This is a genomic window from Arthrobacter sp. ISL-5 (assembly GCF_018613835.1).
Taxonomy (GTDB): Bacteria; Actinomycetota; Actinomycetes; order Actinomycetales; family Micrococcaceae; genus Arthrobacter.
The window spans coordinates 155,114-180,905 of the sequence record NZ_JAGGPM010000006.1; the positions used below are offsets into that span (position 1 = coordinate 155,114).

Consider the following 25,792-nt stretch of genomic DNA (forward strand, 5'->3'; position numbering starts at 1 on the left):
AACAATTCAGAAAAGTGTTGCATCCTTGAAGCAGGCACTTCAATGAGACAGGGGTCACAATGCCAACGATGGACCTGAACAGTGACGTCGGGGAATCCTTCGGACGATGGACCTTGGGCGATGACCAGGCGATGTTCCGCTCGGTCACCAGCGCCAACGTCGCCTGCGGATTCCACGCGGGTGACCCCAGCGTCATCCGCAGCACCTGCCGGAAAGCCGCGGAGGCCGGCGTCGTAATCGGAGCGCACGTGGGCTACCGCGATCTCGCGGGCTTTGGCCGCCGCTTCCTGGACATCGACCCCAACGAGCTGGCCGATGACGTGGTCTACCAGATCGGCGCGCTGCAGGCACTGGCCGCAGCGGAGGGGGCGCGGGTCAAATACGTCAAGCCGCACGGCGGCCTCTACAACGCCATCGTCCACCACACTGCGCAGGCACGGGCCGTCGTCGACGCCGTCAAGTCCGTGGACCCCGGACTGCCCATCATGGGCCTCCCGGGCTCCGAGGTGCTGCGCCTGGCCGAGGCCGCCGGCTTGCGGGCCGTTCCGGAGGCATTCGCGGACCGGGCCTACACCCCCGAGGGCACGCTGGTCTCCCGCTCGCTGCCCGGATCCGTCCTGGAAGATCCGGCACAGGTGGCGGAGCACGTCCTCCGGATGGCCACCGAATCCGCCGTCCGCGCTGTGGACGGCTCCATCCTCAAAATCCGGGCCGAGAGCATCTGCGTCCATGGCGACTCTTCCGGCGCCGTGGCGATGGCCGCCGCGGTGAAATCGGCCCTCAGCGGGGCGGGCGTCAGCCTCGCCGCGTTTGCCTGACCGTGTTTGCCAGATTGTCGCAGCGTGTCCGCCCGAGTCCGTCCCCGCAGGACACCGCAACTCACTCCATCACTCCAACACCCCATCCGGAGTATCAAATGACCGCAACAAGTGAAACCGTGCACAGGGTGAAAACCGTACGGCCCGTCGGTACCAGGGCGGTGCTCGCCGAGCTGAGCGGGCTGCACGACGTGCTCGCGCTGCAGGCCCTGCTGCTGGAGGCTCCGCTGCCCGGGCAGCTCGACGTCCTCGCGGCGGCGGAAACCGTGATGATCAAGGCGGAGTCGCCGGCGGCCGCGCGCCGCATGGCCGCCCTCCTGCTGGACATGGACCTTACGGCGCCGCCCCAAGCCGGCGGCGGCCTGGTGGTCATTGACACCGTGTACGACGGCGACGACCTCGCCGAAGTGGCGGCGCTGACCGGCCTGGGCAAGGACGGCGTGATCGCCGCCCACTCCGGGCAGGTCTGGACCGTGGCCTTCGGCGGGTTCGCCCCCGGGTTCGGCTACATGGTGGGCGAGAACCAGGTTCTGGAAGTTCCCCGCCGGAACTCCCCTCGCACCGCCGTTCCGGCGGGCTCGGTGGCCCTGGCCGGGAACTACTCCGCCGTGTATCCGCGCAGTTCGCCCGGCGGCTGGCAGCTGATCGGCCGGACCGGAGCGAGCATGTGGGACCTCAGCCGGCCCCAGCCCGCGCTTGCCAGGCCCGGCGACCGCGTGCAGTTCCGCCCGGTGCGCGAGGCGGTCGCCATAGCGCCGCCCGCGGCACCGGAAACAGTGCCGGAAACAGCAGGTGCCGCTGGTGCAGGCCAGGCGGCGGCCGGTCTCCGCATCCTGTCCCCGGGGCTCCAGAGCCTGATCCAGGACCTCGGCCGGCAGGGCCATGCCGCCCTGGGCGTTTCCGCCGCCGGCGCGCTCGACCGTGCATCCCTGCGCCGCGCCAACCGCCTCGTGGGCAACGGCCCTTCCGCGGCCGCCGTCGAAACCGTCGCCGGCGGGCTCCGCGTTGAAGCGGTGGGGGACCAGGTCCTGGCCGTCGCGGGTGCGCCCGCCCCGCTGACCATTGAATCGCCGTCGGACGCCGGAGAACCCGGCCGGCAGCGTACGGTGCCGGCCGCCACGGCGTTTGCCCTGCTCGACGGCGAAGTCCTGAGCATGGGTGCGCCGGAGAGCGGGTTCCGCAGCTACCTGGCCATCCGCGGCGGCGCCGACGTTGCTCCGGTGCTCGGCAGCCGGTCCACCGACACGATGTCCGGGATCGGCCCCGCGCCGCTGGCCGCCGGCCAGCTGCTCCCCGCCGGCCACGTCACCGATACCGGAGTGGTGGGAAGCCCCGAGCTCCAGCCGGAGTTCCCCGGGGCGGGCGTCACCGAACTGGAGATCGTCCCCGGCCCGCGGGATGACTGGTTCGATGACGCGGCACTTGCCTCGCTCTGCAGCCAGTCCTGGCAGGTCACCCCGCAGTCCAACCGCGTGGGCATGCGCCTGAAGGGCGAGCCGCTGCGGCGCAGCCGGGACGGCGAGCTTCCCAGCGAAGGGACCGTGGCCGGTGCCATCCAGATCCCCCCGGAAGGACTGCCCGTCCTGTTCCTGGCCGACCACCCCATCACCGGCGGCTACCCGGTGATCGGCGTGGTGACCGACGAGCACCTGGACCGGGCAGCCCAGGTGCCGATCGGCGGGAGCATCCGCTTCCGGATCGCCCCGCATGCCCACACCCCGCATGCCCCAACGCAACCAACAACACAAGAAGTGAGTAACTGATGCGCAAGGTCCTGATCGCCAACCGCGGTGAAATCGCCGTCCGCATTGCCCGCGCCTGCGATGACGCGGAGCTCGGCTCGGTAGCCGTGTACGCCGACGTCGACGCCGACGCGCTGCACGTTTCCGCCGCGGACGAGGCATACAGCCTCGCCGGCAACGCGCCGTCGGAAACCTACCTGGACATCGCGAAGCTGCTCCGCGTCGCGGCCGACTCCGGCGCGGACGCCGTCCACCCCGGGTACGGCTTCCTGTCCGAGAACGCTGACTTCGCGCAGGCCGTGCTGGACGCCGGACTGGTGTGGATCGGCCCGACGCCTGAGGCGATCCGGCTGCTGGGCAACAAGATCACGGCGCGGGAAATCGCCGTCCGCGCCGGCGCCCCTCTGGTGGCCGGCAGCGACGGCCCTGTGGCGACCGCCGGCGACGCCCGGGCCTTCGCCGAGGAGCACGGCCTGCCCATTGCCATCAAGGCGGCGTTCGGCGGAGGCGGACGCGGGCTGAAGGTGGTCCGCGAGATGGACCAGATCGAGGAGTCGTTCGACTCGGCAGTCCGGGAGGCCGTGGCCGCATTCGGCCGCGGCGAATGCTTCGTGGAGCGCTACCTGGACAGGCCCCGGCACGTCGAGGCCCAGGTCCTTGCGGACATACACGGCAACGTGGTGGTGGTCGGGACGCGCGACTGCTCCCTTCAGCGCCGCCACCAGAAACTCGTGGAGGAGGCCCCGGCGCCCTTCCTGAGCGAACAGCAGACCCGGGAAATCTACGACGCCGCCAAGGCCGTGTGCCGCGAGGCAGGCTATTCCGGTGCCGGAACGGTGGAATTCCTCGTGGCCGCGGACGGTACCGTGGCGTTCCTGGAAGTGAACACGCGCCTGCAGGTGGAGCACCCCGTCACGGAGGAGACCACGGGAATCGACCTGGTGCAGGAACAGTTCCGGATCGCCGCGGGGGAGCAGCTGCGGTTCACTGCCGACCCGGCTCCACGGGGCCACTCCTTCGAGTTCCGGATCAACGCCGAGGACGTGGGGCGCGGCTTCCTGCCGTCCCCCGGCACGGTCGCGGAGTTCACCGGTCCCACCGGCCCCGGCGTCCGGGTCGATGCGGGGTTCGGCGCCGGCTCGCTGGTTCCGCCGCAGTTCGACTCCCTGCTCGCCAAGCTGATCGTTACCGGCGCGGACCGCCAGCAGGCCCTGCGCCGTTCCCGCCGTGCGCTCGCGGAAATGCGCATCACCGGCGTTCCCACGGTCCTGCCGTTCCACCGCGCCGTCGTCGAGGCCCCGGACTTCAGTTCAGTGGAGCGCCTCGGCGTCCACACCCGGTGGATCGAGACGGATTTCGCCGGTCAGATTCCGGCCGACGAGGCGTTCAACGCGGCTGGCCCCGGCGGTGAACGCCGCACCATCACCGTTGACGTGGACGGCAAGCGGCTGGCCGTCGGGCTTCCGGCGGCGCTGCTGGACGGCTGGGCCCGCTCCGGGCAGGGACTCCCGGACGGGTTCGACGGCGGAGCTGCCGCCGCCGGGAACACCGGCACGGCCCCCGGCGCCGCCGCCGGTTCAAACGGAGGAGCCGGAACCAACGGCAGCGTCGCCCACCCGGCTGAACTCCGCTCGCAGATGGCCGGGACCGTGGTGAAATGGCTGGTCGACGCCGGGGCACAGGTGACTGCCGGGGATCCGCTGCTGGTGCTGGAGGCCATGAAGATGGAAACCCAGGTGGCAGCGCACCGCTCGGGAACGCTCTCCGAACTGGTTGCCGTGCCGGGCGGCGTGGTCAGCGCCGGCTCCGTGGTGGGACGGATCGAGTAGCGGTGTCTGCACCTCATCGAAGCGTCGGAAGCCCCTTCTTGGGGCCCAGTCGTCAACATTCTGCTCGACGGAGGCGTGATGCTGCAGTTCGCTCAGCACCAGCCTTCGCTTCAGGGGAGTGACAACGCCCATCCACGCACTGCTGTCAGGATCGGAAACTGACTGTTGCGACGTTGGTTCGACCGCCAACGGATCACTTCGCGGCAGAGGGCGCAGTGACGAACCGCAAGTCGTTCAGGGAGCCCGGATAGCCCCTGTTTTGGGAGGCGTGTCTTTGCAGAGAACAATGGCTGCGATTGCGCCCGCCGATGCGGACCAATGGACTTTGGAAAACTGCGGCCAGAATGGCTAAGCCTGCATCTGCTATGGGGGATGGCCCGCGCTGCACTGGTCCGTCGTTTCGACGACGGCGCAGTACCGTAGCGCCATTCCACCCCCGGTCACTCGGACAGCCATGGCGTCAGTATGCCAGTGTGCCTAAAGGGGTTTTCCTATTTAATGCGGGGCCAGCCGTTCCGCATTTTTGCTCATGCGTTCGAGGACGCTCACGGCCATGGCATACTCATCCACTCCGATGCCTTCCGTTAGCTCATGGCGGCTGGCGTCGACGATCCTGGACGCCTCGGTGTGCAGGGCCCAGCCGTCGTTGGTGAGGGTGAGGCGGCCATCCAGCAGGAACACAAGCTCCCTCCGAACCAGCGCGGCCATGTCCCTCTCCTGCGCGGCACCGCCGTTGGCTGCGCTGAAAGGGCGTAGGACGTCCGCCAGTTCGACGGGTGTGATGGGGCCAGAGCTCAACGTATTGAGGACCTGCCACTGTCTTCTGCTCAGATGGAGGCGCGCGAGGGTGGAATCAAGGTGTGTCTCCAGCGCCGCATCCAGCCGCTTGACCCAGTATCCGATAGGCCTATTCACCATGCCATGGTGGCAGGGGCCTCCCCCTTGGGCAAGATATGCCCGCCCCAGGCCGGTCACTCCTTCAGATGAGCGTCGCGGGCATCCTGCGTGTCGAACTGCAACTTCGGAAACTGACAATTTTGCTTAGCGGGGAGTGTTCGCCTGTGACCGTCCCAGTTCGAGGGTGCTGGAACACATGCTGACGTCAACTTCCAAACCGTTGCGACCGTAGCGGGGGAGTTCTTAGCCACAGGCGCTATTTCGACGGGTTAGCCTAAGAGCGTCTTATGCTTGACCGTTTTTGAGGCAAGGAGCCCTTTGCGTTCATTAGTGTTATGCGCGTCACAGAGAAGGAAGGACGCCGTAGCAATGTCTGCAACAACCGCTCAAAAAGAACTTCAGTCCCCAGCGGGGCACGTGCTGGCCTCAAGTAACGCGTGGATCGCACTGAAGCGAGCCGCCGGGGATCTGCAGCAGATCCAGGTCCAGGACGGCTCCATACCCGATCCGGCGGACCACGACCGCGCACAGCTCGCCGTCGACTCGATCACGGCTTCGATCCGGGAACTGGCCCCCTCGTTCCCGCACGATGCGGAGTATCTGGCCTTGCTTGAAGCGGACTTCGGGCAGTGGGCTGGTTCCTCCTTTGGGGTACCTGATTTCCTGGATTCGCTGCTCGCTTTCCAGCCGCAGCAGCACCGCATCGACGGGCTGCCGCACCTTGTGGTTTTCCCGATGTACACGCAGAACGGCAGTGCAAACCGCTTCGTGGAGGCCGTTCTCTTCGAAGTGGCGTGGCCGGAGTTCGTTGCGGAACTCGAAAGCGGAGAATACTCGAACCAGCTTTTCGTGCCCATCCGCTTCATCGACTTCACACCGGGCTATGACACGAATTCGGCCGTGTTGTTTCCCGAAAGTGTGGCCGTTCGGGAAACCCCGGCGTTCACATGGGGCGGTATTTTCGCCGACCGCGAGGCTGAGAGGTTCCGGCGGGTGGTGGCTGCGGCGAGCGAGACCACCTCCCTCACGCTTCCGGACGACGCGCGGCGGCTCCTCGAAGACCCTCAGCTTGCCCTGGAAACCTTTGTGATGTGGGATCTGATCCACGACAGGACGCACATGCGCGGCGACCTGCCGTTTGATCCGTTCATGATCAAGCAGCGGATGCCGTACTTCCTCTACACCCTGGAAGAGCTGCGGTGCGATCTGACGGCATTCCGCGAATCCGTACGCATTGAGCGGGATGAAAGTGCGTCGCCGGAGGCGCGCAGCCACGCCAAACTCGTGCAGTACGCCGTCATTTTCGACAGGATCTTCCGGTTTGCGATGACCGGGACTCGGGTCCGTAATTACGACGGCCTGGGCGGGCAGCTCCTCTTCGCCTGGATGCACCAGCACAAGGTGCTTCACTGGACGGACTCGGCACTCTCAATCGACTGGGCGGACGTGCCCGACGTCGTCATCGAACTGGGCAAGCGGATCGAGGAGCTGTACTGGCGTTCCATCGACCGCCCGAAAACCGCCCACTGGCTTGCCGCCTATGAGCTCATCAGCGGGACAGTCACCCCTAACCCCGCATCCGTCTGGGCCAAAGGGCCGGACGCGCTGCCCCTTGACGGCCCTCCACGGGGCCTGACGGATCAGGTGCTCGATGACGAGTTCCCGCTCTCGATGTTCTATGAAGCACTCGATAAGAAGATGAGGACCGTCATCGACTCAACGGCCGGAATCACTGGCGGGTCCATCGGCGCCAGCGCTGACAAGGACGCGGCATGACGGCGCTGGGCGGACCCCGGACGGTCATGGTGGCGGGTTCCACCAGTGAAGCCGGGACGGCCGTCGTGTCTGCCCTCTGCGATGCCGGTTTCCGCGTCGCAGCCGTTGATCTGGACACCGAACGCGTGCAAAACCTCGCGCAATCCCGTCCGAACGTCACCGGCTACACCTGCAACCTTGCAGAGCCAGCGGCCGTACGGGAGCTGGCGTCTTCCGTCCGCAGTGACCTTGGACCACTCGACGGCCTGATCCACCTGGTGGGCGGCTGGCGCGGCGGCGACGGCATAGCGGGCCAGAACGACGAGGATTGGGACTTTCTGCACACGAGCGTCCTGACGACGCTGCGGAACACCAGCCGCGCCTTCTACGATGACCTTGAAAAGTCCCCGGCTGGCCGGCTGGCCATAGTCTCAGCCCAGGCGGCCGCCAACCCGTCAGCGGGTGGTGCCGCGTATGCAGCGATCAAGGCCGCTTCCGAGGCCTGGACCCTGGCGATTGCCGACGGCTTCCGCAGCTCGCAATCGGCCAGCAACGGCGACCCGCAGCCGCAGCGATCGGCCGCCGTCGTTTTCGTTGTCAAGGCGCTCGTCGATGACAGGATGAGGGCCTCCCAGCCCGAGCGGAAATTCCCGGGATTCACCGATGTGAAGGATCTAGGGGCAGCGTCGGCCGCACTGTTCAGCGGGTCCGCCGCCGACCTCAACGGTTCGCGTTTGCCACTGGGCTGATCCGCCGTCTGTCCCGAAAGTGAGACCTGCGCCGCACGCTGCTGCAAGAACCAGCGTGGCCGCGGCGCAGGCAGTTGACCAATAGAAAAACAATGCGTCTCGCCACGCACATGCTGTGTGGCTGCGCGTCTGGATCCCCTTTCGTGGGACCACCCCGAGCAAAAGGTAATCAATGATGATTTCTTCGTCCAAGAGGTCAACGGCGCTGGCAATTCTCGCCGTCGGCCTTCTCGCACTGACCGGCTGCACCAATGCGTCCCAGACCGCCGGTGGAACCGCCCCCGATTCCACCGGCTTCGATCCCGCATCCGTGGCCAGGGATGATGCCCTCGCCGCAAGCGTCCCCGACGCCATCAGGAGTAAGGGCACCATCACCGTGGGCGCCGACACCTCGTATGCGCCTGCCGAATCCCTTGGCGGCTCCGACGGCCAGACACCGGTGGGCTACAACGTGGATTTCGCGAAGGCCATCGGCGCGACCCTCGGCCTCAAAGTCAAGGTCCAGACCTCGGAATTCACCGGGATCCTGCCTGCGCTCGGCTCCAAGTACGATCTGGGAATCTCCTCCTTCACGATCAACTCGGAGCGCCTGAAGGCCGTCAACATGGTCAGCTACTTCAACGCCGGCACCTTGTGGGCCGTCCAGAAGGGCAACCCCAAGAATTTCAGCGTCGATGACATCTGCGGCAAGACCGTGGGCGTGCAGACCGGCACCACCCAGGAAGACCCTGACGTGTCCGGCCGCTCCAAGGCGTGCGCGGATGCGGGCAAGCCAGCCATCAACATTGTCACCCTGAAGACCCAGACGGACGTGACCACCCGGCTGGTGAACGGCAGCATCGACGCCATGTCCGCCGATTCGCCCATCATCGGCTACGCTCTCTCCCAGACCGGCGGGAAGCTGGAAGTCTTGGGCGATGTTTACGACGCCGCACCGCAAGGCATCGCCGTGGCCAAGGGCGACCCAGCCCTGGCCGAAGTCATGAGCAAAGTCATGAACAAACTGATCAGCGACGGCACCTACAAGAAGATCCTTGATGGATGGAACAACTCCGCCGGAGCCGTCACCAAGTCTGAAGTGAATCCGGCGGTGACAAGTTGAGCATCCAGGCACCTGACCTCCCCGCCACGGACCGGAGCGGGCATGCAGCCCCCGCGCCGGAACTGATCAACGCCGTTCCGGTCCGGCACCCCGGGCGCTGGTTGGGCGCCGTCGTCCTCTTTCTGTTTCTTGCCCAGCTGTGCCAGAGCCTGGTGACCAATCCCAATTTCCGCTGGGACATTGTGGGCACCTACATCATGGACGTGCTGGTGATCCAGGGCATCGGATGGACCCTGCTGCTGACGGTCCTCTCCATGGTCCTTGCCGTTTCACTGGCAATTCTGCTGGCTTTCATGCGGCAATCGGACAACCCCCTGTTCCGCTATGTCAGCTGGTTCTGGGTCTGGTTCTTCCGCGGGACCCCCGTCTACACGCAGTTGGTCTTGTGGGGCCTGGTCTCCGTCCTCTACCCGAAGATCTCCGTGGGCGTTCCCTTCGGTCCGGAACTGTTCCACTTCAGCACGCAGGACCTGGTCACTGCCGGGTTCGCCGCCGTCCTGGGCCTGGGGCTGAATGAGTCCGCCTACCTGGCCGAAATCTTCAGGGCCGGCCTGAAGTCCGTGGACGGGGGCCAGATGGAAGCCGCCGAGGCGCTGGGCATGCGCAAATCCAAGATCATGTGGCGGATCATTCTTCCGCAGGCCATGCGCGTGATCGTGCCACCGACCGGAAATGAGACCATCGGCATGCTGAAGACCACCTCGCTGGTCCTGGCGGTGCCCTTCACCCTGGACCTGACTTTCGCGACGAATGGAATCGCGAACCGCACCTACCTGCCGATTCCGCTTCTGATCGTGGCGGCCTTCTGGTACCTGGTGATCACCAGCCTGCTGATGGTGGGCCAGTTCTACATTGAGAGGCACTTCGGCAAGGGCGTGGACAACCTGGTCCAAGCCCCGGTGAAGGCCAGCCAGACCGCGGCCGCCGCACGCGCAGCCAAGGGAGCCCACGCACGCAAGGAAGAAGGTGAGGAACTGTGACACTTACCCACGAGGTGAGGACGAAGGAAGCCTTGGTCCGCATTGAAGGCGTCCACAAGTATTTTGGCGAACACCATGTGCTCCGCGGGATTGACATGAATGTCAAGGAGGGCGAGGTCTCCGTGATCATCGGTCCCTCCGGCTCCGGAAAGTCCACCCTGCTGCGCTGTGTGAACCTCATGGAATCCATCAGTGCTGGCAGAATCTACGTCCGCGACGAGCTCATCGGCTACCGGGAAGCCGGCGGCAGGCTGCACGACCTGAGCGGCAGGGAGATTGCCGCCCAGCGCCGTGAAATCGGCATGGTCTTCCAACGCTTCAACCTGTTCCCGCACAAAACCGCCGTGCAGAACATCATCGAGGCCCCCATCCAGGTCAAGAAGCAGTCCAAGGCCGCCGCCCGTGCGAAGGCCCTGGAGCTGCTGGACCGCGTCGGCCTTGCCGACCGGGCCGGGCACTATCCGGCCCAGCTCTCCGGTGGGCAGCAGCAGCGCGTGGCCATCGCCCGGGCTCTGGCGATGGAGCCGGAGCTGATGCTCTTTGACGAGCCGACCTCGGCCCTGGACCCGGAACTGGTGGGCGACGTGCTCAGCGTGATGAAGGACCTGGCCAAGTCCGGCATGACCATGATCGTGGTGACCCACGAGATCGGCTTTGCCCGCGAGGTAGGCGACACGCTGACCTTCATGGACGGCGGTGTCGTCGTGGAAAGCGGTGACCCGCGCGAAGTCATCGGCAACCCGCAGCACGCCCGCACCCAGGAGTTCCTCTCCAAGGTTCTCTAACGGACCCGCCTCGGACGGTCAGTTGGTGCGGCAGTCTTCCCACGGCCCCGCACCAACTGGCCAGCAAGGAAATGACGAGCGGCCTCAGCGGACGAACGTGCGGAATCCGCCCCAGCCCGTCCCGATGTTGCTGGGTGCGCCCCACTTTCCCTGGCCCAGCGGGAAATACCGCACGTTGCCGTCATGGAACAGGACAGCCAGCCCCCGGGTGCCTGCACCCTGAAAGCTGGAGCTGGCCGTGATGGCGCGGGCACCACCCCAGCCGGTGCCGATCTGCGGGCGGGCTTCGCTGCGGAAGTTGCCCCGGCCGTCCTGGCGGTAGAGGCGCAGGACACCGTCCCGGCCCGGTGCCAACAGGTCCGGAATCCCGTTGTTGTCCCAGTCCGCAATGGTGACGTTTGTCAGGGTTGCCCACCCGCTGCCCACGAGGCGGCGGCCCGCCAGCCCCCGCCCGGCAGGGTTGTCATAGTGCCAGAGCTTCCCCGCGGCGTCCCGTGCCAAAACGCCCGGGTACCGCCGCGAGGTGTCCCACGTGCCGGCCGTGATGGACATCTGCTGCCACCCGGCGGTTCCGGCCGTGAAGGCGGCACCGAAGCCTCCTGCAGACCGGCCAGGGTGGACGGTCAGCGTGCCGTTGGGCCACTGGGCCAGCAGGTCCAGCATGCCGTCCCGGTTCCAGTCCACTTTGGACACGGAGCGGGCAGTTCCCCATCCCTTGCCGATTGCGGCGCGCTGGCCAAGGCCGCCGTTGCCGAGGGCCGGGTAGTTCCACAGTGTTCCGTCCGAGGCCACAACCAGGGCATCTGAACTGCTGTGGATCGACGCAAGGGATTTTCCTGCGGTATCCGCAGGGCCCGTCCGTGAAGCCGATCTGAACACGTCGCCCACGGCGCCCATGACGATGCGGTCTCCCGGCCTGCTGGTCCGCAGGAACCTGGTCACCGTGGAGAGCGTGGTGGAGATGCAGCCTGCCGACGGGACGTTTCCGGCGTGGAGGAAGATGGCGTACGACGCGCCCTGGACCGTGGAGGCATCCGGAAGACGGTTGTAATTAATGACGGCGGCCTGCTCGTAGTAGCCCTGGTTCATGTACGTCCACAGGTTCTCGTCCGCAGGCCCGCCGCGGCCCTCAAAGTACTGGTTGTAGGTGGCTCCGCGCTCGCCTCCCCACCGGGAAGACCGGTTGATGGCGCGGTACCTGAGCGCCGTGCCTGGATTCCTCCGGCCCAGGGCCTCTGTGACAGTGAACGATCCGGTAGGGGAGCGGTAAGTGTCCTCCCAGGCCTGGCCCGGCGCGGAGAACCCCCGGCTACCCGCGAAGCCGGTGGTCTGCCATTCGGTTGTGTAGCCGGCCCCTGATTTCACGCAGCCCGTGATGACCACCCGCGTCTGGTTCCGGTCCGGGGCCGTGGCGAAGGTGACCCGTGCGGCCCCGTAGGTGTTGAACTGCACCTGCCCTGCCGAGAGCCGTGCGCAGGCGTTGTAGACCTGGGCGGCGGCGTCCGCCGGAGGAACAGTCCCCAGGGCCAGAAGCAGGACCAGGACTGAAACCACCAGGGGCCGCAATCCGGACGGACGGTTCGCCGAAAAAAGCCTCAATTTATCCCCCAAATAAACGCGCAGCAGCGCCGCGCAGCCTGACCCGCAGTTGCGGATACCCATGAGTAAACCACCCATTCAGGGTGGGAACTCGCGTTGATGGGTGCCTTCCCCAAGGTTTTCAGAAGTCGGCCGGCGCACGATGGCCTTGTTCCACTTCCGGTGTATTGGGAGCTGCCAGGAACTTGGAGGAATGCGTGGAGACACGAAGGCACATCGAACTACAGGGCCGCCTGCCCGGCAGGCACCTGGGATGAAGCGTCTTCTCCTGATCGCGCCGCCGGTCGCCGCGGCGAGCGATTCCGCCGCAGCCACGAAGGTGGCCACCACGTTCCATCAAATCGGCACGTAAATGCCGGCGCCGCTCAGCGGCGAGAGTGACAGGAGTAAGCAGTGAGGAGCGTATCCAACCCCACCATTCGCGATGTTGCCGAAAGGGCGGGAGTCTCCCTGACCACCGTTTCCTACGTGCTGTCCGGCAGGAGCGGCGGCACAACCCGCATCAGCCAGGCAACCCAGGAGCGCGTGCTGGCCGCCGTCGGGGACCTCGGCTACGTACCCAACCAGGCGGCCCGCGGAATGCGCCGCGGACGGACGGACCTCGTGGCCATCGCCGTCGGCGATCTTGAGTGGCCGCCGGACCGCGCGCTTGCCACGGCGGCCGCTTCCATCCTGCCGCGCCACGGCTATCAGCCGGTCATCCTGCTGGGCCAGTCGTGGCGGCAGTTCATGCTGTCCGGCGGTGCGGACGGCGTCATTGTGGGCGTGGCCCCGCACGCCGCCGCCGAGGACGGCACCATCACCGAACTCGCCAGGCGCGGAGTGGCGCAGGTGGTCATCTCGGGAACCATGCACCCGGCAGGCTTTGACGTCCTGGTGCCCTCCGCCGGCCATCCGGAGCCTTCAGCAGGGGGTTCGCAGCACCTGTCGGAACGGGCCGTCTCCATGTTGGTGGACCGGCTGGACGGGCGTACGCCGCCGGCCGGAGTCCGGGTGGCCGTGCCGCGGAAACTGACGCTGCGGGGCGCAACCCTTGACGTGCACCGGGCGGTGCCGTCCGCCGTCGGACTGTTCCCGCAGCAGGTCGCCCGGGCGTAGTTGCGGCACCCGCCTTCCGGCGACCTGGCTGGCGTAACATTCGGCGCTCCGCCGCGCCCTTCCCTTGCGCCTGCGCATGACACCCACTGTGACGGTCGCTGTCACATGCCGTAGCGGCGAGTAGCCCCGGCGTCACATTGAGCTGCCCGCGGCACGGGCAGCATCGGAAACACCGCGGGAGATGTCCCCGTGCGTCGCCGTTCTACGCACTGTTTCACCGTGTGTCCGTCGGCCTAGGCGGGCCGCCGGAACGCCGACCGGGGGCAGCAGGTTACGTCCCGTTGCCCCTCATGACCGTGCCCTTCAGGCCCGGACTCATCTCTGTTCTGATGGTGGACACAACGAATCCAACGACCTGCTGAAGGGAAGCACAGCATGACCTCCGGTACCGGCCCCACCCCGAAAATCAGCCTCCAGAACATCACCAAGAAGTTCACCGTCCGGCCCACCAGGGAGAACCCCGAAGGGTCCGTCCTGACAGCCCTCGACGGCATCTCCCTGGACGTCTCCGCCCGTGAGTTCATCACGCTCGTCGGGCCCAGCGGCTCCGGCAAGACCACGCTCCTCGACCTGCTGGCCGGGCTGACGAAACCGGACACCGGCAAAGTACTCGTGGACGGCAGGGAAGTCACCGGACCGGGCCGGGACCGCGCCGTCGTCTTCCAGCAGTACGCGCTGTTCCCCTGGCGAACCGCGGCGGCGAACGTCTCCTTCGGCCTCGAAGGGGCCGGCAGCGACGGGAAGCGCTTCAACCGCAAGGAACGTGCCGAGAAGGCGCGCGAGTATCTCGATCTCGTGGGACTCGGCGGCTTTGAGGACCGCTACCCGCATGAGCTGTCCGGCGGAATGAAGCAGCGGGTCGCCATAGCCCGCAGCCTGGCCTACGAACCTGACGTCCTCCTGATGGACGAACCGTTCGCGGCCTTGGATGCCCAGACCCGTGAGCAGCTCCAGGAGGAACTGCTGCGCATCTGGGCCACCACCGGGAAGACCATCATCTTCATCACCCACGGCATTGACGAAGCCGTGTACCTGGGCCAGCGGGTGGCGGTGCTCAGTTCCCGGCCCGGCCGGCTCAAGCAGATCGTGGACATCGATCTGGGCGACAGGTCCGGGGACGAGGACGTCCGCTCGAACTCGGCATTCGTGGAACACCGGCACAAGGTCTGGTCGCTTCTTCACGACGAGGTGCGCCGGGCCCAGGAAGCCGGGCACGCCAAGATCCAGCCGGACGGCTCGGCACCGGACGAAGCACGGACCATCCCCACCGGAAAGGCAGCCTGATGAGCACGCCAACACTGACCAAAGACACGAACACCCCGGACAGTCCCGCCCAGGACGGTTCTGCAACGGACGCCCCTGCAACGGCGGCCGCGACTCCGGCGCAGGCCCACGCGCCTCATGCCGGCCACGCCGGACCGTCACGGTTCCGCCTGGCCGCGCTGACGGCGGGGCGCGCCGTCTGGGGCACGGGCGCCATCCTCCTGTTCCTGCTGCTGTGGGAACTGGGCCCGACGTACCTCGCGCCGGCGTCAACGCGCGTTTTTCTTCCGCCCCTGCACGAGGTGCTCCAGGCACTGGGAACACTGATCGAGAACGGCCAGCTGCAGAACCACCTGGCGGCCAGCCTGACCCGCTCGGCCAGCGGCTTCGGCATCGCCGTGGTGTCCGCCGTCGCCCTCGGCCTGCTGGTGGCGTGGTACCGGTCCCTGGACCGCTTCCTGAATCCGCTCCTGGAAGTGTTCCGGAACACCGCGGCGCTCGCGCTGCTGCCCGTATTCACGCTGCTCCTGGGCATCGGCGAAACATCCAAGATCAGCATCGTGGCCTACGCCGCATTCTTCCCCGTCCTGCTGAACACCATCGCCGGCGTCCGGACCGTCGACCCGCTGCTGATCCGGGCCGCCCGCTCACTGGGGTTGTCGAACTTCCAGCTGTTCCAGAAGGTCATCCTGCCCTCGGCCGTGCCCACCATCTTCACGGGCATCCGGATGGCGGGGACCTCCTCGATCCTGGTCCTGATTGCCGCGGAAATGGTGGGAGCCAAGGCCGGCCTGGGCTATCTGATCGTGAATTCGCAAATGAGTTTCCTGATCCCGGACATGTACGCGGGGATCCTGACTGTTTCGCTGCTCGGCCTGCTGGTCAACTACCTGCTGGTCGCCGTCGAACGCCATTTCTCCCGCTGGCGGACCGCCGTCGGATCCCAGGCCGCCTGAGCGGCCCCCCATACCCGCCCCTGAACACGAAGGAACGTCATGCCAGAACGTACACAAACCAAGCGCGAAGCGGCCGGCGGCGAACGCCAACTGCATCTGAACGCCTTCCTCATGAGCACCGGACACCACGAAGCCTCGTGGCGGCTGGCGGAAAGCGACAGCTTTGCAGGGACCCAGGTGGCCCACTTCCAGCGGCTCGCCCGCACGGCTGAACGGGGAACCTTCGATTCGATCTTCTTCGCGGACTCACCGGTGCTGCACGGCGACGTGCGCCAACGCCCCTACGGCACGCTGGAACCCACGCTCTTGCTGAGCGCCATCGCCGCCGTCACCAAACGGATCGGGCTGATCGCCACGGCGTCCACCACCTACAACGATCCCTACAACCTCGCCCGGCGCTTCGCCACGCTGGACCACATCAGCGGCGGCAGGGCAGGCTGGAACGTGGTGACCACCGCCGGCGAAGCCGCGGCGCGGAACTTTTCGCTGGATGACCAGCCCGCACACTGGCGCCGTTACGAGCGGGCCGCCGAGTTCCTGGACGCCTCCCGGAAGCTCTGGGACAGCTGGGAAGACGGGGCTCCGGTGGGGGATAAGGCCGCCGGCGTCTGGGCGGACAGTTCCCGGGTGCACGCCGTCAACCACACGGGCCGGTACTTCCGGATCCAGGGGCCGCTGGACGTGCGGCGGCCGCCGCAGGGCCATCCGGTGATTGTGCAGGCAGGCTCCTCCGAGGACGGCAAGGACTTCGCTGCCCGCTACGCCGAAGCCGTGTTCACCGCGCAGCAGACCCTCGCGGAGGCCCAGCGGTTCTACGCGGACCTGAAGCGGAAGACAGCCGGCGTCGGACGGAACCCGGACCACATCAAGATCCTGCCCGGCATCGTTCCGATCATCGGCTCCACCGAGCAGGAAGCGCGCCGCCTGGAACGCGAACTCGACGAGCTGATCCACCCGGAACACGCACGGAAGCAGCTGGCGGGCATCCTGAGGGTGTCGCCCGAATCGCTCCCGCTGGATGGGCAGCTGCCGGAGGACCTCCCGTCGGAGGACGAGATCGAGGGCGCCAAGAGCAGGTACACGCTGATCGTGGAGCTCGCCCGGCGGGAGCGGCTGACCGTCCGCCAGCTCATCGGCAGGCTGGGCGGCGGCCGCGGCCACCGCACCTTCTCCGGCACCCCGGGGCAGGTGGCGGACGCGATCCAGGGCTGGTTCGAGAACGGCGCGGCGGACGGGTTCAACATCATGCCGCCCGTGCTTCCGTCAGGACTTGACGCGTTCGTGGACCACGTCATCCCGATCCTGCGGGCCCGGGGACTGTTCCGGCGCGAATACACGGGCAGCACCCTGCGGGAGCACTACGGACTGCCCCGGCCCGCCAGCGTTTATGCCGACGGCGGCACCTCCGACGGCGGCACCGGCACCTCCGACTCTTCCGAACCGACCGCGCCGACCGCGCCGACGAAAAGAGAACTCGTTGTTTCTGAACCGTGATTTAGACCCGGCCTCCCTCCGCGAAGCCTTCGGCCACGTCCCTTCCGGCGTCGCGGCGCTGTGCACGCTCGTGGACGGAGCTCCGCAGGGGATCGTGGCGTCGACCTTCACCGTCGGGGTCTCGCTGGACCCGCCACTGGCGATGTTCGCGGTGCAGAAAAGCTCCCGGACGTGGCCGCTGATCCGGGCGGGCGGCCGGATCGGCGTCTCCGTCCTGGCCGCGGGACAGGCGGACGCCTGCCGGCAGATCGCCTCGAAATCGGCGGACCGTTTTGCCGGCATCGGGCTCACTACCACGGCACATGGCGCGCTCTTCCTCAGCGACGCCGGGCTCTGGCTGGACTGCTCGGTGGAGACGGAAGTCCCCGCCGGCGACCACGCGGTGGTCCTGCTCAGGGTCCACGGATACTCGGTCCGGGACAGCAGCAGCGATCCGCTCATTTTCCAGGGGTCCGAATTCCGGAGCCTGCAGGTGCCCAGTTACGCGTAGCTGAGCCGGCCGCGCACGGGCCTTCAGCCGAGCCTTCCAGGGAAGAACGGGCGGTGTCCTGTTGTTAATACATAGTGGTAAAGCAAGGTCGCGCCGAGAGAGGCCTGTCATGACAAGGATTGCGATCGTACTGGGAAGCACCCGGCCCGGCCGGCTGGGAAAGGCGGTGGCCGACTGGGTGCTGAAGCGCTCTGCCGAGCGCACCGACGCCCAGTTCGAGCTCCTCGACGTCGCCGACTTTGACCTCCCGCTGCTGGATGAGCCGCTGCCGCCGTCGCTGGGCAGGCACGAGCAGGGTCACACCAGGGCCTGGGCGGAAGCGGTGGCCGGTTTTGACGGCTTCGTCTTCGTGACGGGCGAGTACAACCACTCGGTTCCGGGCGCGCTGAAGAACGCGCTGGATTACCTCTACGCAGAGTGGAACAACAAGGCGGCGGCTTTCGTCAGCTACGGCAGCGCGGGCGGCATCCGCGCCGTGGAGCACCTGCGCGGCGTGGCGGCCGAGCTGCAAATGGCCGATGTCCGCGCCCAGGTTGCGCTGCCGCTGTCCACGGAATTCGAGCACTACCGGACCTTCACGCCGTCCGCCGCGGCGGAGAAGAGCCTGGTCACGGTGTTCGATCAGGTCATTGCGTGGGCGGGGGCGCTAAAGGTGCTGCGGCCGCCGGCCGGGAAGAACACGCAGAACCGCGGTCATCTAGCGGCTTCCGCTTAGGACCCTCGTCCGCCGCGCGCCCCGGCGGCGGCGTCAGGAGCCGCTGGGCGTGGAGTCCTGCAGGGGCTTCCGGGCCAGCCAGGCGGCCACGATGGCACCGGAAATGTTGTGCCACAGCGAGAATACGGCGGACGGAAGTGCGGCCAGCGGGGTGAAGTGCGCGGTGGCGAGTGTCGCCGCCAGCCCCGAGTTCTGCATGCCCACCTCGAACGCCAGAGCCCTGCGTGCCTTGTCGTCCAGGCGGCCCAGCTTGCCGGCCAGGTACCCGAGTCCAAGGCCGAAGCCGTTGTGCAGCACAACGGCCAGGAACACGATGCCGCCGGCTGCCACGATCCTGCCGGCACTTCCCGCCACCACTACCGCCACGATGAGGGAGATGACGACGGCGGATGCCCAGGGCAGCGCCGGGAGCGCCTTTGCGACGAGGTTCTTGAGGAAGAGGCGTGCCATCAGCCCGGCAATGACGGGTACGAGCACGGTCTTGACGATGTCCAGAACCATGGCGCCGGCGTCGATGCTCAGGAAGGATCCGGCGAGGAAGAGCACCAGAATAGGCGTGACGATCGGGGCGATCAGTGTTGACACGCTTGCCACGGCCACGGACAGGGCCACATCACCCTTGGCCAGGAAGGCCATGACGTTGGAGGCGGTGCCGGACGGGGCGCAGCCCACGAGGATCAGGCCCACAGCCAGGGCCGGCTCAAGCTGAAGGATGTGGGCGATCAGCCATCCCGCCCCGGGCATGATCACGTAGTGGGCAACGATGCCCAGGACCACGGCCCACGGCCTCCGGGCAACAGCAGCGAAATCGGGAGGCGTCAGCGTCAGTCCCATGCAGAACATGATGATGCCCAGCAGGTACGGAACGGCGGGGCCGAGGGGCTGGAAGGCGCCGGGGAGCAGGAATCCGGCCACGCCGGCAACCAGCACCAGCAGCGGGAACACGGTCACGGCAACACGCGCCACCTTGGCCTCCGCCGCGAGAGCCGGGTTCAGGGGCTCGACGTCGGCCGCCATGGCCAACGGAGCAGTTTCGGGGGTCTTTGTTGCCTCAAGCATTCAATAATGCTGGCACCCAGGAGCGGCCCCAACCAATTCGTGACTGATGTCAGACAAATGTGTCAGCCGCACAGAATCGGTCCACGCGAGACTAATCGTTGGCGCATTTCGGGTGCGATACTGAGTCTTGCACCGGACCGCGATGCAGGGGGCGCAAATGATCCTAGACACGGCAACACTCCGCGTTGCCTTCGCCTTGATGGCTTTGGTCATGGGCGCACTGTTCTACTTCTCCGCGTTCCGCAGCACCCGTTCCGCGTACAGTGGCTGGTGGTGTGTGGCCCTGCTGCTGTTCCTCGCGGGCTCGGCATGCTTCCTTCTCGACGGCACGCCCCACCAGGTGTGGGCCAACCCGCTGGGAAACGTCCTGCTCATTTCGGGGGTGGCAAGCGTATGGGCCGCTGCACGATCTCTGCGGATGCTCAAATGCAACGTCTGGCTCTCCATCGCTGTGCCGGTCATCGCGGGAATTGCTGCTGCCCTGGATAATCCGGCATCCAATACCTGGGCCGGGGGTGCCGTATTCCTGGCCTCCATGTGCCTCTTTATTGGCCTGGCTTCCCGCGAGCTGTGGCAGCTGGAGCCCGGCTACTCCCGGGTCCGGATACCAACGGCCGTAGCCGCCGGATGCGTCGCGGCCTTCTACGTGGGCCGTCTGGTCGCCTTCATCGCGGAGGGGCCGGCGGGTCCCACCTTTGTCACATACTTCGGATCCTCCGTGACCACGCTGGTTACCATGGTGTTCCTCGTGGTCGGCTCTTTCAGCATGGCCGAACTCAGCACGGAGCAGCAGACGCGGGCACTCCGGACCGTGGCCCGGCAGGACGGCCTGACCGGCCTCCTCAACCGCAGCGCGTTCATTGAGCTGGCGGCGGCAGAGCTGGACCGCTGCCGGCAGTCCGGGAACTGCGGAACGCTGATCATTGCCGATCTGGACCACTTCAAGACAGTGAATGACACGTTCGGACACGCCGCCGGCGACCTTGCCCTGCAGGCATTCGCGGATGCCTGCACGGAGACGGTCCGCTCCACGGATCTTGTGGGGAGATACGGCGGGGAGGAGTTCATACTCATGATTCCGGGGGTTGGTCCGCGCCGCGCCGAGGCCATCACCATGGAGATCAGCCGAAGGCTGGCCCAGCACGTCATACCGGAGGTGCTCAGGATGCCGACTGTCAGCTACGGTCTCTCCAAATTCACGGCAGAAACGGAAGACTTGGACGAGCTGATCGCTGCCGCCGACGTAGCACTGTACGAAGCAAAATCGCAGGGGCGCAACCGCACCGTCCAGGGCTGAACTGTCCGCAATTTGCCCCAGTTGCGGCGCTTACCACGCGGGAGATGAGTGCGGTTGGAGATGGGTGATCCGGAGGCGGTGACCGCGGACGGCCAGATTGACCCGGCAACCGGAGGCCTTGTCGGCACCGTGATCGACGACTTTGTGAAGGCCTCCAGGCTCCCCCATCACACCGCCGAGCGGCTGCTGCGGATTGGCTATGTAAAGATCGACAAGTCCGGCCTGCTTGCAGGCCACGCCTACGTTGCGTCGGATGAGCTCGATCGAGTCGAGGGCGACACGCTATGGCTGAAAGAGGGCCTGCACCCCGATCACTGAGGCGCCGGGACGCTTGCGGCTGGCTACGCCCGCATCTTTACCGACTCGGCTTCCGCTTCCGTGGAGTGAATCAGTTCAAAACGGCTGAGAAGCTGCTGCTCGGCATGGCCCCGCGGAGATGCGAGAATGTCCGCATGCTCGTATTCCTTGAGACGGAACGGCTACTGCTGCGTCAGTTCAATCTCTTCGACGTGGACCTACTCGTGGAGTTGGACGGCGATCCGCGCGTGATGCGATACATCACGGGCGGCGCCCCCACTTCTCGAGGCGAGGTTGAAGACGAGTTACTTCCAGCATTCCTCGGCTATTACCGGGAATTCCCCGGCTACGGATTCTGGGCCGCGGTCGAGAAGGCAACCCAGGACTTCCTCGGCTGGTTCCACTACCGACCAGCCCCCGGTGACCCACTCGATCAGCCGGAACTGGGCTACCGGTTGCGGTGCGCGGCTTGGGGAAAGGGGTATGCGACGGAGGGTTGTCGCGCGCTGATCGCCAAGGGGTTTGCCGAGTTCGAAGTGCAACGGGTCGTTGCTTCGACCATGGCAGTCAACACAGCCTCGCGAAGAGTGATGGAGAAATCTGGGATGCGTCTCGTGCGGGCCTTCGTCGCGGACTGGCCGGTGTCGATCCCGGGCGATGAACACGGCGACGTCGAGTACGCGATCACCCGAAGTGAATGGGAGCTAGCCCGGACACGTCCGTAAGGTGCGGCCGAGGTTTAGCCGCCCGTCATCCGTCGGACTTGGCGAAGCGCTCCGGCGTCGAGTCCAGCAGAAGCGCGTCAATTTCCCGGATCTGCTCGTTCGCGCGGTCCAGGAGGCCATTGGCCGTGGCGGGGTCGATGCGCTCGTCCGTTCGGGAGAGGACCATCAGTGTTTTCCAGAGCAGGGACTTTCCGGTGACGGCACTGAGGAGGCCTTCGAGGGCGAGCTGGCCGCTGGCTCCGTCGGGGGAGTGCAGTGGATTCAGCGGATCCATGGTGCCGAGCTGGGCACTGATCCACGACAACGGCTTCTTATAAGCCGGCATGTGCAGATGCAGCTGGTCGGAGATCTCGTGCAGCGCTGCCTTGTCCGCGCTCACTTCGACGGCAAGGTGGCTGAGGGTGGCGCCCTGCGGTGTGCCGTTCCAGCTCTTGGCTGCCTGTTCGAAGAGGCGCTCGCCGGCGGCTGCCGCTATCAGATGGCTGTGCAGATACGCGGACAACGATTTGTCGTCGATTGTTCCGTTGCTCTCATTCACGGTCTTTTCCTCCCGGTGGCGGGCAGTCACATTGGCTGTCCTGTCAGCATACTGAGAAGTTCGCGGCCGGTGCAGGGAAATGCGAAGCGCATCATGAGATACGGCATAAGAACAGCGAAAGGGCCGGCGCTCCGCTGCCCCCAAGGCAGCGGAACACCGGCCCTCCTCGCGATGCCCTGGGGCTTCGGTGAACGCTGGCTGGGACGCTGTTAGGCCGCGGCCCGCACGAACGTGACCGGGCCTGTGGCAGTCAGCCACGACAGCGGGTGGACCACGGTCTGGTTGGAGCCGTTCATGCCGCCGCTGAGAACCTTGCCGTCGCCGACGAAGATTCCCACGTGGCCGGACTGGACCACCATGTCCCCGGGCTGGGGAGTTGACACGACGTTTCCGTAGTTCATGAACTGCATCGGGGCCAGGTCGCCCACCGGAATCCCTGAGGCGCCGAGTGCCTTTTCAACCATGGCGGTGCAGTCCTGGGTGATGCCCAGCTGGGCGTAGGCGGACGAGACCATGGAGGCGTTGATGCTGCCGGCAGCCGCAGGGGCCTTGGCCGGAGCCGCTGCGGCCTGGACGGTGATCTTCGCCGGTGCCGGTGCGGCCACGGGCGCCGGGGTCTCCGCCGCGGGCGGTGCCTCCGCTACGGGAGCCTCCACGACGGGAGCCGGGGTGGACTTCACGGCGGGGCGCTCGTAGTCAATCCGGACGCTGGAGTCCGCGCTCAGCGGAGCCTGCGCCTGGCTGACGGCCTCGGGTGCCGCGGCCGGGGCGGCCTCCTGCTGGACGGGTCCGTTGGCGGCATTCGCCGCGATGCTTCCGGTGAAGGCAAGCCCGGACGCCGCGAGGATGACGGCGGTCTGGCGTCCCAGTCCTCCGGCATTTGCCGTGACGGCGCGGGAGGCGGAAACGAGCGGATTTGAGCGGGTGGCCGCTGCACGGCGGCCATGGGTGTTGCGTGACGACATGAAGGAGCCTCTCCCGATGCCTGCGAGGTGAGCTGTCGGATTCGGATGGGAGACACCCGGCCGCGCGTCCTGAACAGAAGCAGGATCTTCGCGGCTTCACCCCAAGGCCCGTTCAAGCGGGCCGAAATTTGGTTTCCCCGTCTCTGCCGTACATGGTCTGCGAACGTATCCCGGGCTGCGGCAGAGTTAGGCAATCAGCGCGGGAATGCCCTCTTCGGTGAAAAGGACACCTTTTCCACGGTACGGGAGGCTCCTGCGAATGTCACATTAAGGTAACGGCACCCCCGGCGGCCCTGTGCGGACGCCCTAGTGTCCGGCGTTGAGCTTCCCGGCGAGGCGTTCGCGCATCTGGATACTGGCAGCGTTCAGTCCGATCAGTTCGACTTCCCTGCCGTGCCTGCGGTATTTCTCCGTCACCGCGTCCAGCACGGCGATGGTGGAGGCGTCCCAGAGGTGCGAGGCATGCAGGTCGATCACCACTCCGGCGATGTGCGGCTCCGAGTCCCGTGCATAGTCGAACTGCGTGTAGAGGTCATTCGAGGACGCGAAGAACAGCTCGCCGTCCACGGTGTATGTGGCCACGGTCCGGCCGTTCAGCTCCACCTCGGTCCGTTCCACCGTCGCAAAGTGGGCAACGCGCCGGGCGAACATCGCCATCGCGGCGAGCACCCCGACGCCGACGCCGATCGCCAGGTTGTGGGTCGCCACCACGGTGGCGACCGTGATCAGCATGACGGCCGTTTCGGAGCGGGGCATCCGCTTCAGGGTTCTCGGGGCAACCGAGTGCCAGTCGAAGGTGATGGCCGAAACGAAGATCATCACGGCCACCAGCGCGGCCATGGGGATGAGTCCCACGACGTCGCCCAGCACCACCACCAGCACCAGCAGGAACACGCCGGCCAGGAACGTGGAAACCCGGCTCCGCGCGCCCGAGCCCTTGACGTTGATCATGGTCTGGCCGATCACCGCGCAGCCGCCCATGCCGCCCAGGAAGCCCGTGACAATGTTGGCCACGCCTTGGCCCCAGGACTCGCGGGCCTTGTTGGAGCGGGTGTCGGTGATGTCGTCCACGAGTTTGGCGGTCATGAGTGACTCCAGCAGCCCCACGAGCGCCATGGACAGCGCAAACGGGGCGATGGTCTGGAAGGTCTCCAGCGTCTTGGCTGCGCATCAGCGGGGCGATCACCAAGGCCACGGCGCCGGTGGCTGCAGAAATCATGGCGGGACGGCCGCCCACGAAGGAGATGGTCACGGCCATGGTGAAGGAGGCGAACAGGCCGATTCGGGGATCCACCCCTGCGATCACGGAGAAGGCGATGGCCTCGGGGATGAGCGCGAGGGCCACCACCAGTCCAGCCAGCGCCTCGGTCTTGAGGCGGCGCGGGGAGCGGAGTGTTGCCCGGACGGACTGGAGCTGTTCGGGCTTCATGGATCCCTATTTCTTGGTCTGGCGGTAGCGCTCGATCTGTTTCAGCCGCCGCTGGAGGCTGTCGCGCCGCGGGTGCGGAACGGCGTCGGGCGCCTCGGCGGTGAGGTCAACGTGTTTGGTGCCGTACTGCCAGAGGAGGAGGTCGTCCAGCAGCCGGTCCGGGCCGGGGGAGTAGCGGTGGTCCAGGGCCTTGCGGACCTCGGTGATCCGGTTGGCGCTGAGCAGCCCGGCGAGCTGCACGGTCTGGTTAAGGCCGTGGGCTGCCATGAGCTCGGCCGCCCATCCCCAGTCGTCGTCCACTTTACGGTCTACGTGCGGCAGCAGCGTACGCCAGACGTCGCGGATGCGGTTGGGCGTCAGCGGGGCCGCGCCCTCGCCGTCCATGTCCCAGTAGCCGCGGACCTCCTCGTAGCGTTCATGCAGGTCAGCGAAGGCTGTCTCCACCGTTTCGAGCATGGCGGCGGTGGCGGTGAACTGGCGGTCAAAGTGGGGGGTCCAGGCCCGCGGGTCCTCCGCCTTGAAGCGGATGTCGTGCTCGATTTCGCTCCACGCATGCGCAAACACGGTGCGGATCTGGCATTCGAAGAAGTAGCTGCCGTTGGGCTGCGCCTCCGGATTGAAGACCTGCTGGTAGTCCTTGACGGCCTCGTTCTGGATGGTCCGCAGGATGAGGTGGCGGCTGGAGTAGCCGTACGTTCCGGACTCGATGGAGCCGATGTCTTTCTCGCGGTCGCCGCGGCAGTCGAAGAGCTGCCGCTGGCGCTTGATGAGGTTGGCCACCGCGGCGTTTTCGGCCGGCAGCTTGGTGATGACGCGGACGCCCACCATGTCATTGAGCGTGCGGAACGGATCGGGGAACTTCAGCACCCTTGGGCCGCCCGATTCCAGCGGCTCCTCGGTCCGGGAGATTTTCTCCCGGAAGGACTCCACGGACTTGGTGCGGCCGGTAACGAACAGCGGCGTGACTTCGGTGTCCTTGAGCATGGTCCGGAGAGTAAGCAAGACCTCGCGAGTGACCAGCTTCAGGGCAGGCCGGACGCGCTCATACAGTTCTACGTTTTCCTGCACGGAGTCGCGCTGACTGACGCCCAGGCGATCCCAATTGCTTGCCATGGTTCCAAACTATCAAGGGGGTGCGACAGTGGCCGCGGGTGACACCCGCCGCCAGCCGCCGTCGTTGTCCTGAAACCGGACCGTTCGCCCCGTTGCG

23 protein-coding genes, 1 pseudogene and 1 riboswitch are annotated in these 25,792 nt (G+C 66.5%); of the genes and pseudogenes, 17 read left to right on the top strand and 7 right to left on the bottom strand.

What is annotated here, in order from left to right; all coding sequences use genetic code 11:
* Positions 1 to 59: 59 nt before the first annotated feature.
* From J7I89_RS03710 to J7I89_RS03720, 3 genes are all read left to right on the top strand, one after another.
* Complete coding sequence (locus J7I89_RS03710) at positions 60 to 818, top strand: LamB/YcsF family protein (RefSeq protein WP_214967380.1); 759 nt, start codon at positions 60 to 62, stop codon at positions 816 to 818.
* A gap of 98 nt (positions 819 to 916) precedes the next feature.
* Positions 917 to 2,581 carry a 5-oxoprolinase/urea amidolyase family protein gene (locus J7I89_RS03715; protein ID WP_214967381.1) on the top strand — a complete coding sequence of 555 codons (1,665 nt, stop codon included), beginning with the start codon at positions 917 to 919 and terminating at the stop codon, positions 2,579 to 2,581.
* Positions 2,581 to 4,389 (top strand): biotin carboxylase N-terminal domain-containing protein, encoded by a 1,809-nt coding sequence (locus J7I89_RS03720; protein WP_214967383.1) that lies wholly within the window; start codon positions 2,581 to 2,583, stop codon positions 4,387 to 4,389. The genes J7I89_RS03715 and J7I89_RS03720 overlap by 1 nt, the downstream gene beginning before the upstream one ends.
* Before the next feature lie 495 nt (positions 4,390 to 4,884).
* On the opposite strand, the gene J7I89_RS03725 is transcribed toward J7I89_RS03720, so the two are convergent.
* Positions 4,885 to 5,304: a MarR family winged helix-turn-helix transcriptional regulator gene (locus J7I89_RS03725; RefSeq protein ID WP_214967385.1), complete on the bottom strand. Its 420-nt coding sequence runs from the start codon at positions 5,302 to 5,304 to the stop codon at positions 4,885 to 4,887.
* 351 nt (positions 5,305 to 5,655) lie between these two features.
* Between J7I89_RS03725 and J7I89_RS03730 the strand changes: the two genes are divergently transcribed.
* The 5 genes from J7I89_RS03730 to J7I89_RS03750 all read left to right on the top strand — a co-directional run bounded on the left by J7I89_RS03730 (position 5,656) and on the right by J7I89_RS03750 (position 10,657).
* Complete coding sequence (locus J7I89_RS03730; RefSeq protein WP_251044872.1) at positions 5,656 to 7,062, top strand: DUF6421 family protein; 1,407 nt, start codon at positions 5,656 to 5,658, stop codon at positions 7,060 to 7,062.
* Entirely contained in the window at positions 7,059 to 7,790 is a 732-nt protein-coding gene (locus J7I89_RS03735) for an SDR family NAD(P)-dependent oxidoreductase (RefSeq protein WP_214967387.1), read from the top strand. Before J7I89_RS03730 ends, J7I89_RS03735 begins: the two co-directional genes overlap by 4 nt.
* Positions 7,791 to 7,962: 172 nt before the next feature.
* Entirely contained in the window at positions 7,963 to 8,892 is a 930-nt protein-coding gene (locus tag J7I89_RS03740; protein ID WP_214967388.1) for an ABC transporter substrate-binding protein, read from the top strand.
* A complete protein-coding gene (locus J7I89_RS03745) occupies positions 8,889 to 9,872 on the top strand; it encodes an amino acid ABC transporter permease (RefSeq protein WP_251044873.1) in 984 nt (327 codons plus the stop codon). The genes J7I89_RS03740 and J7I89_RS03745 overlap by 4 nt, the downstream gene beginning before the upstream one ends.
* Complete coding sequence (locus J7I89_RS03750) at positions 9,869 to 10,657, top strand: amino acid ABC transporter ATP-binding protein (protein WP_308159794.1); 789 nt, start codon at positions 9,869 to 9,871, stop codon at positions 10,655 to 10,657. The genes J7I89_RS03745 and J7I89_RS03750 overlap by 4 nt, the downstream gene beginning before the upstream one ends.
* Positions 10,658 to 10,741: 84 nt before the next feature.
* Here J7I89_RS03750 and J7I89_RS24975 read toward each other — a convergent pair whose 3' ends face one another.
* Positions 10,742 to 12,211 (bottom strand): FG-GAP-like repeat-containing protein, encoded by a 1,470-nt coding sequence (locus tag J7I89_RS24975; protein WP_308159795.1) that lies wholly within the window; start codon positions 12,209 to 12,211, stop codon positions 10,742 to 10,744.
* A 438-nt stretch (positions 12,212 to 12,649) separates the two neighbouring features.
* Between J7I89_RS24975 and J7I89_RS03760 the strand changes: the two genes are divergently transcribed.
* From J7I89_RS03760 to J7I89_RS03785, 6 genes are all read left to right on the top strand, one after another.
* A complete protein-coding gene (locus tag J7I89_RS03760; protein WP_214967390.1) occupies positions 12,650 to 13,354 on the top strand; it encodes a LacI family DNA-binding transcriptional regulator in 705 nt (234 codons plus the stop codon).
* A gap of 375 nt (positions 13,355 to 13,729) precedes the next feature.
* Positions 13,730 to 14,638, top strand: a complete 909-nt coding sequence (locus J7I89_RS03765) for an ABC transporter ATP-binding protein (RefSeq protein ID WP_214967391.1) — start codon at positions 13,730 to 13,732, stop codon at positions 14,636 to 14,638.
* On the top strand, positions 14,638 to 15,573 hold the full coding sequence (locus tag J7I89_RS03770; protein ID WP_214967393.1) for an ABC transporter permease: 936 nt from the start codon (positions 14,638 to 14,640) through the stop codon (positions 15,571 to 15,573). The genes J7I89_RS03765 and J7I89_RS03770 overlap by 1 nt, the downstream gene beginning before the upstream one ends.
* A gap of 39 nt (positions 15,574 to 15,612) precedes the next feature.
* A complete protein-coding gene (locus J7I89_RS03775; RefSeq protein WP_251044874.1) occupies positions 15,613 to 17,067 on the top strand; it encodes an LLM class flavin-dependent oxidoreductase in 1,455 nt (484 codons plus the stop codon).
* On the top strand, positions 17,051 to 17,557 hold the full coding sequence (locus tag J7I89_RS03780; protein WP_251044875.1) for a flavin reductase family protein: 507 nt from the start codon (positions 17,051 to 17,053) through the stop codon (positions 17,555 to 17,557). Before J7I89_RS03775 ends, J7I89_RS03780 begins: the two co-directional genes overlap by 17 nt.
* A gap of 109 nt (positions 17,558 to 17,666) precedes the next feature.
* Positions 17,667 to 18,272: an NADPH-dependent FMN reductase gene (locus tag J7I89_RS03785; RefSeq protein WP_214967396.1), complete on the top strand. Its 606-nt coding sequence runs from the start codon at positions 17,667 to 17,669 to the stop codon at positions 18,270 to 18,272.
* A 33-nt stretch (positions 18,273 to 18,305) separates the two neighbouring features.
* On the opposite strand, the gene J7I89_RS03790 is transcribed toward J7I89_RS03785, so the two are convergent.
* Positions 18,306 to 19,331, bottom strand: a complete 1,026-nt coding sequence (locus J7I89_RS03790) for a bile acid:sodium symporter family protein (RefSeq protein WP_214967398.1) — start codon at positions 19,329 to 19,331, stop codon at positions 18,306 to 18,308.
* Between the two features lie 157 nt (positions 19,332 to 19,488).
* Here J7I89_RS03790 and J7I89_RS03795 point away from each other — a divergent pair, with 157 nt between their 5' ends.
* The 3 genes from J7I89_RS03795 to J7I89_RS03805 all read left to right on the top strand — a co-directional run bounded on the left by J7I89_RS03795 (position 19,489) and on the right by J7I89_RS03805 (position 21,650).
* The gene (locus J7I89_RS03795; RefSeq protein WP_214967399.1) at positions 19,489 to 20,628 is read left to right on the top strand and encodes a diguanylate cyclase; all 1,140 of its coding nucleotides are present in this window, start codon (positions 19,489 to 19,491) and stop codon (positions 20,626 to 20,628) included.
* 60 nt (positions 20,629 to 20,688) lie between these two features.
* Positions 20,689 to 20,946, top strand: a complete 258-nt coding sequence (locus tag J7I89_RS03800; protein ID WP_214967401.1) for a hypothetical protein — start codon at positions 20,689 to 20,691, stop codon at positions 20,944 to 20,946.
* A 134-nt stretch (positions 20,947 to 21,080) separates the two neighbouring features.
* Complete coding sequence (locus J7I89_RS03805; protein ID WP_214967402.1) at positions 21,081 to 21,650, top strand: GNAT family N-acetyltransferase; 570 nt, start codon at positions 21,081 to 21,083, stop codon at positions 21,648 to 21,650.
* Positions 21,651 to 21,675: 25 nt separating this feature from the next.
* Here J7I89_RS03805 and J7I89_RS03810 read toward each other — a convergent pair whose 3' ends face one another.
* The 4 genes and pseudogenes from J7I89_RS03810 to J7I89_RS03825 all read right to left on the bottom strand — a co-directional run bounded on the left by J7I89_RS03810 (position 21,676) and on the right by J7I89_RS03825 (position 25,695).
* Positions 21,676 to 22,188 carry a hypothetical protein gene (locus J7I89_RS03810; RefSeq protein ID WP_214967404.1) on the bottom strand — a complete coding sequence of 171 codons (513 nt, stop codon included), beginning with the start codon at positions 22,186 to 22,188 and terminating at the stop codon, positions 21,676 to 21,678.
* Between the two features lie 209 nt (positions 22,189 to 22,397).
* Entirely contained in the window at positions 22,398 to 23,153 is a 756-nt protein-coding gene (locus J7I89_RS03815; protein WP_214967406.1) for a hypothetical protein, read from the bottom strand.
* Positions 23,154 to 23,156: 3 nt separating this feature from the next.
* Positions 23,157 to 23,356, bottom strand: a riboswitch (cyclic di-AMP (ydaO/yuaA leader).
* 103 nt (positions 23,357 to 23,459) lie between these two features.
* Positions 23,460 to 24,582 (bottom strand): annotated as a pseudogene (locus J7I89_RS03820) (SulP family inorganic anion transporter).
* Positions 24,583 to 24,588: 6 nt separating this feature from the next.
* A complete protein-coding gene (locus tag J7I89_RS03825; RefSeq protein WP_214967408.1) occupies positions 24,589 to 25,695 on the bottom strand; it encodes a GTP pyrophosphokinase family protein in 1,107 nt (368 codons plus the stop codon).
* Positions 25,696 to 25,792: the final 97 nt, after the last annotated feature.

Coding starts and splice junctions, on each gene's coding strand:
- J7I89_RS03710 (WP_214967380.1), top strand. CDS start 60: ATGCCAACGATGGACCTGAACAGTGACGTCGGGGAATCCTTCGGACGA.
- J7I89_RS03715 (WP_214967381.1), top strand. CDS start 917: ATGACCGCAACAAGTGAAACCGTGCACAGGGTGAAAACCGTACGGCCC.
- J7I89_RS03720 (WP_214967383.1), top strand. CDS start 2,581: ATGCGCAAGGTCCTGATCGCCAACCGCGGTGAAATCGCCGTCCGCATT.
- J7I89_RS03730 (WP_251044872.1), top strand. CDS start 5,656: ATGTCTGCAACAACCGCTCAAAAAGAACTTCAGTCCCCAGCGGGGCAC.
- J7I89_RS03735 (WP_214967387.1), top strand. CDS start 7,059: ATGACGGCGCTGGGCGGACCCCGGACGGTCATGGTGGCGGGTTCCACC.
- J7I89_RS03740 (WP_214967388.1), top strand. CDS start 7,963: ATGATGATTTCTTCGTCCAAGAGGTCAACGGCGCTGGCAATTCTCGCC.
- J7I89_RS03765 (WP_214967391.1), top strand. CDS start 13,730: ATGACCTCCGGTACCGGCCCCACCCCGAAAATCAGCCTCCAGAACATC.
- J7I89_RS03770 (WP_214967393.1), top strand. CDS start 14,638: ATGAGCACGCCAACACTGACCAAAGACACGAACACCCCGGACAGTCCC.
- J7I89_RS03775 (WP_251044874.1), top strand. CDS start 15,613: ATGCCAGAACGTACACAAACCAAGCGCGAAGCGGCCGGCGGCGAACGC.
- J7I89_RS03785 (WP_214967396.1), top strand. CDS start 17,667: ATGACAAGGATTGCGATCGTACTGGGAAGCACCCGGCCCGGCCGGCTG.
- J7I89_RS03790 (WP_214967398.1), bottom strand. CDS start 19,331: ATGCTTGAGGCAACAAAGACCCCCGAAACTGCTCCGTTGGCCATGGCG.
- J7I89_RS03795 (WP_214967399.1), top strand. CDS start 19,489: ATGATCCTAGACACGGCAACACTCCGCGTTGCCTTCGCCTTGATGGCT.
- J7I89_RS03800 (WP_214967401.1), top strand. CDS start 20,689: ATGGGTGATCCGGAGGCGGTGACCGCGGACGGCCAGATTGACCCGGCA.
- J7I89_RS03805 (WP_214967402.1), top strand. CDS start 21,081: ATGCTCGTATTCCTTGAGACGGAACGGCTACTGCTGCGTCAGTTCAAT.
- J7I89_RS03815 (WP_214967406.1), bottom strand. CDS start 23,153: ATGTCGTCACGCAACACCCATGGCCGCCGTGCAGCGGCCACCCGCTCA.
- J7I89_RS03825 (WP_214967408.1), bottom strand. CDS start 25,695: ATGGCAAGCAATTGGGATCGCCTGGGCGTCAGTCAGCGCGACTCCGTG.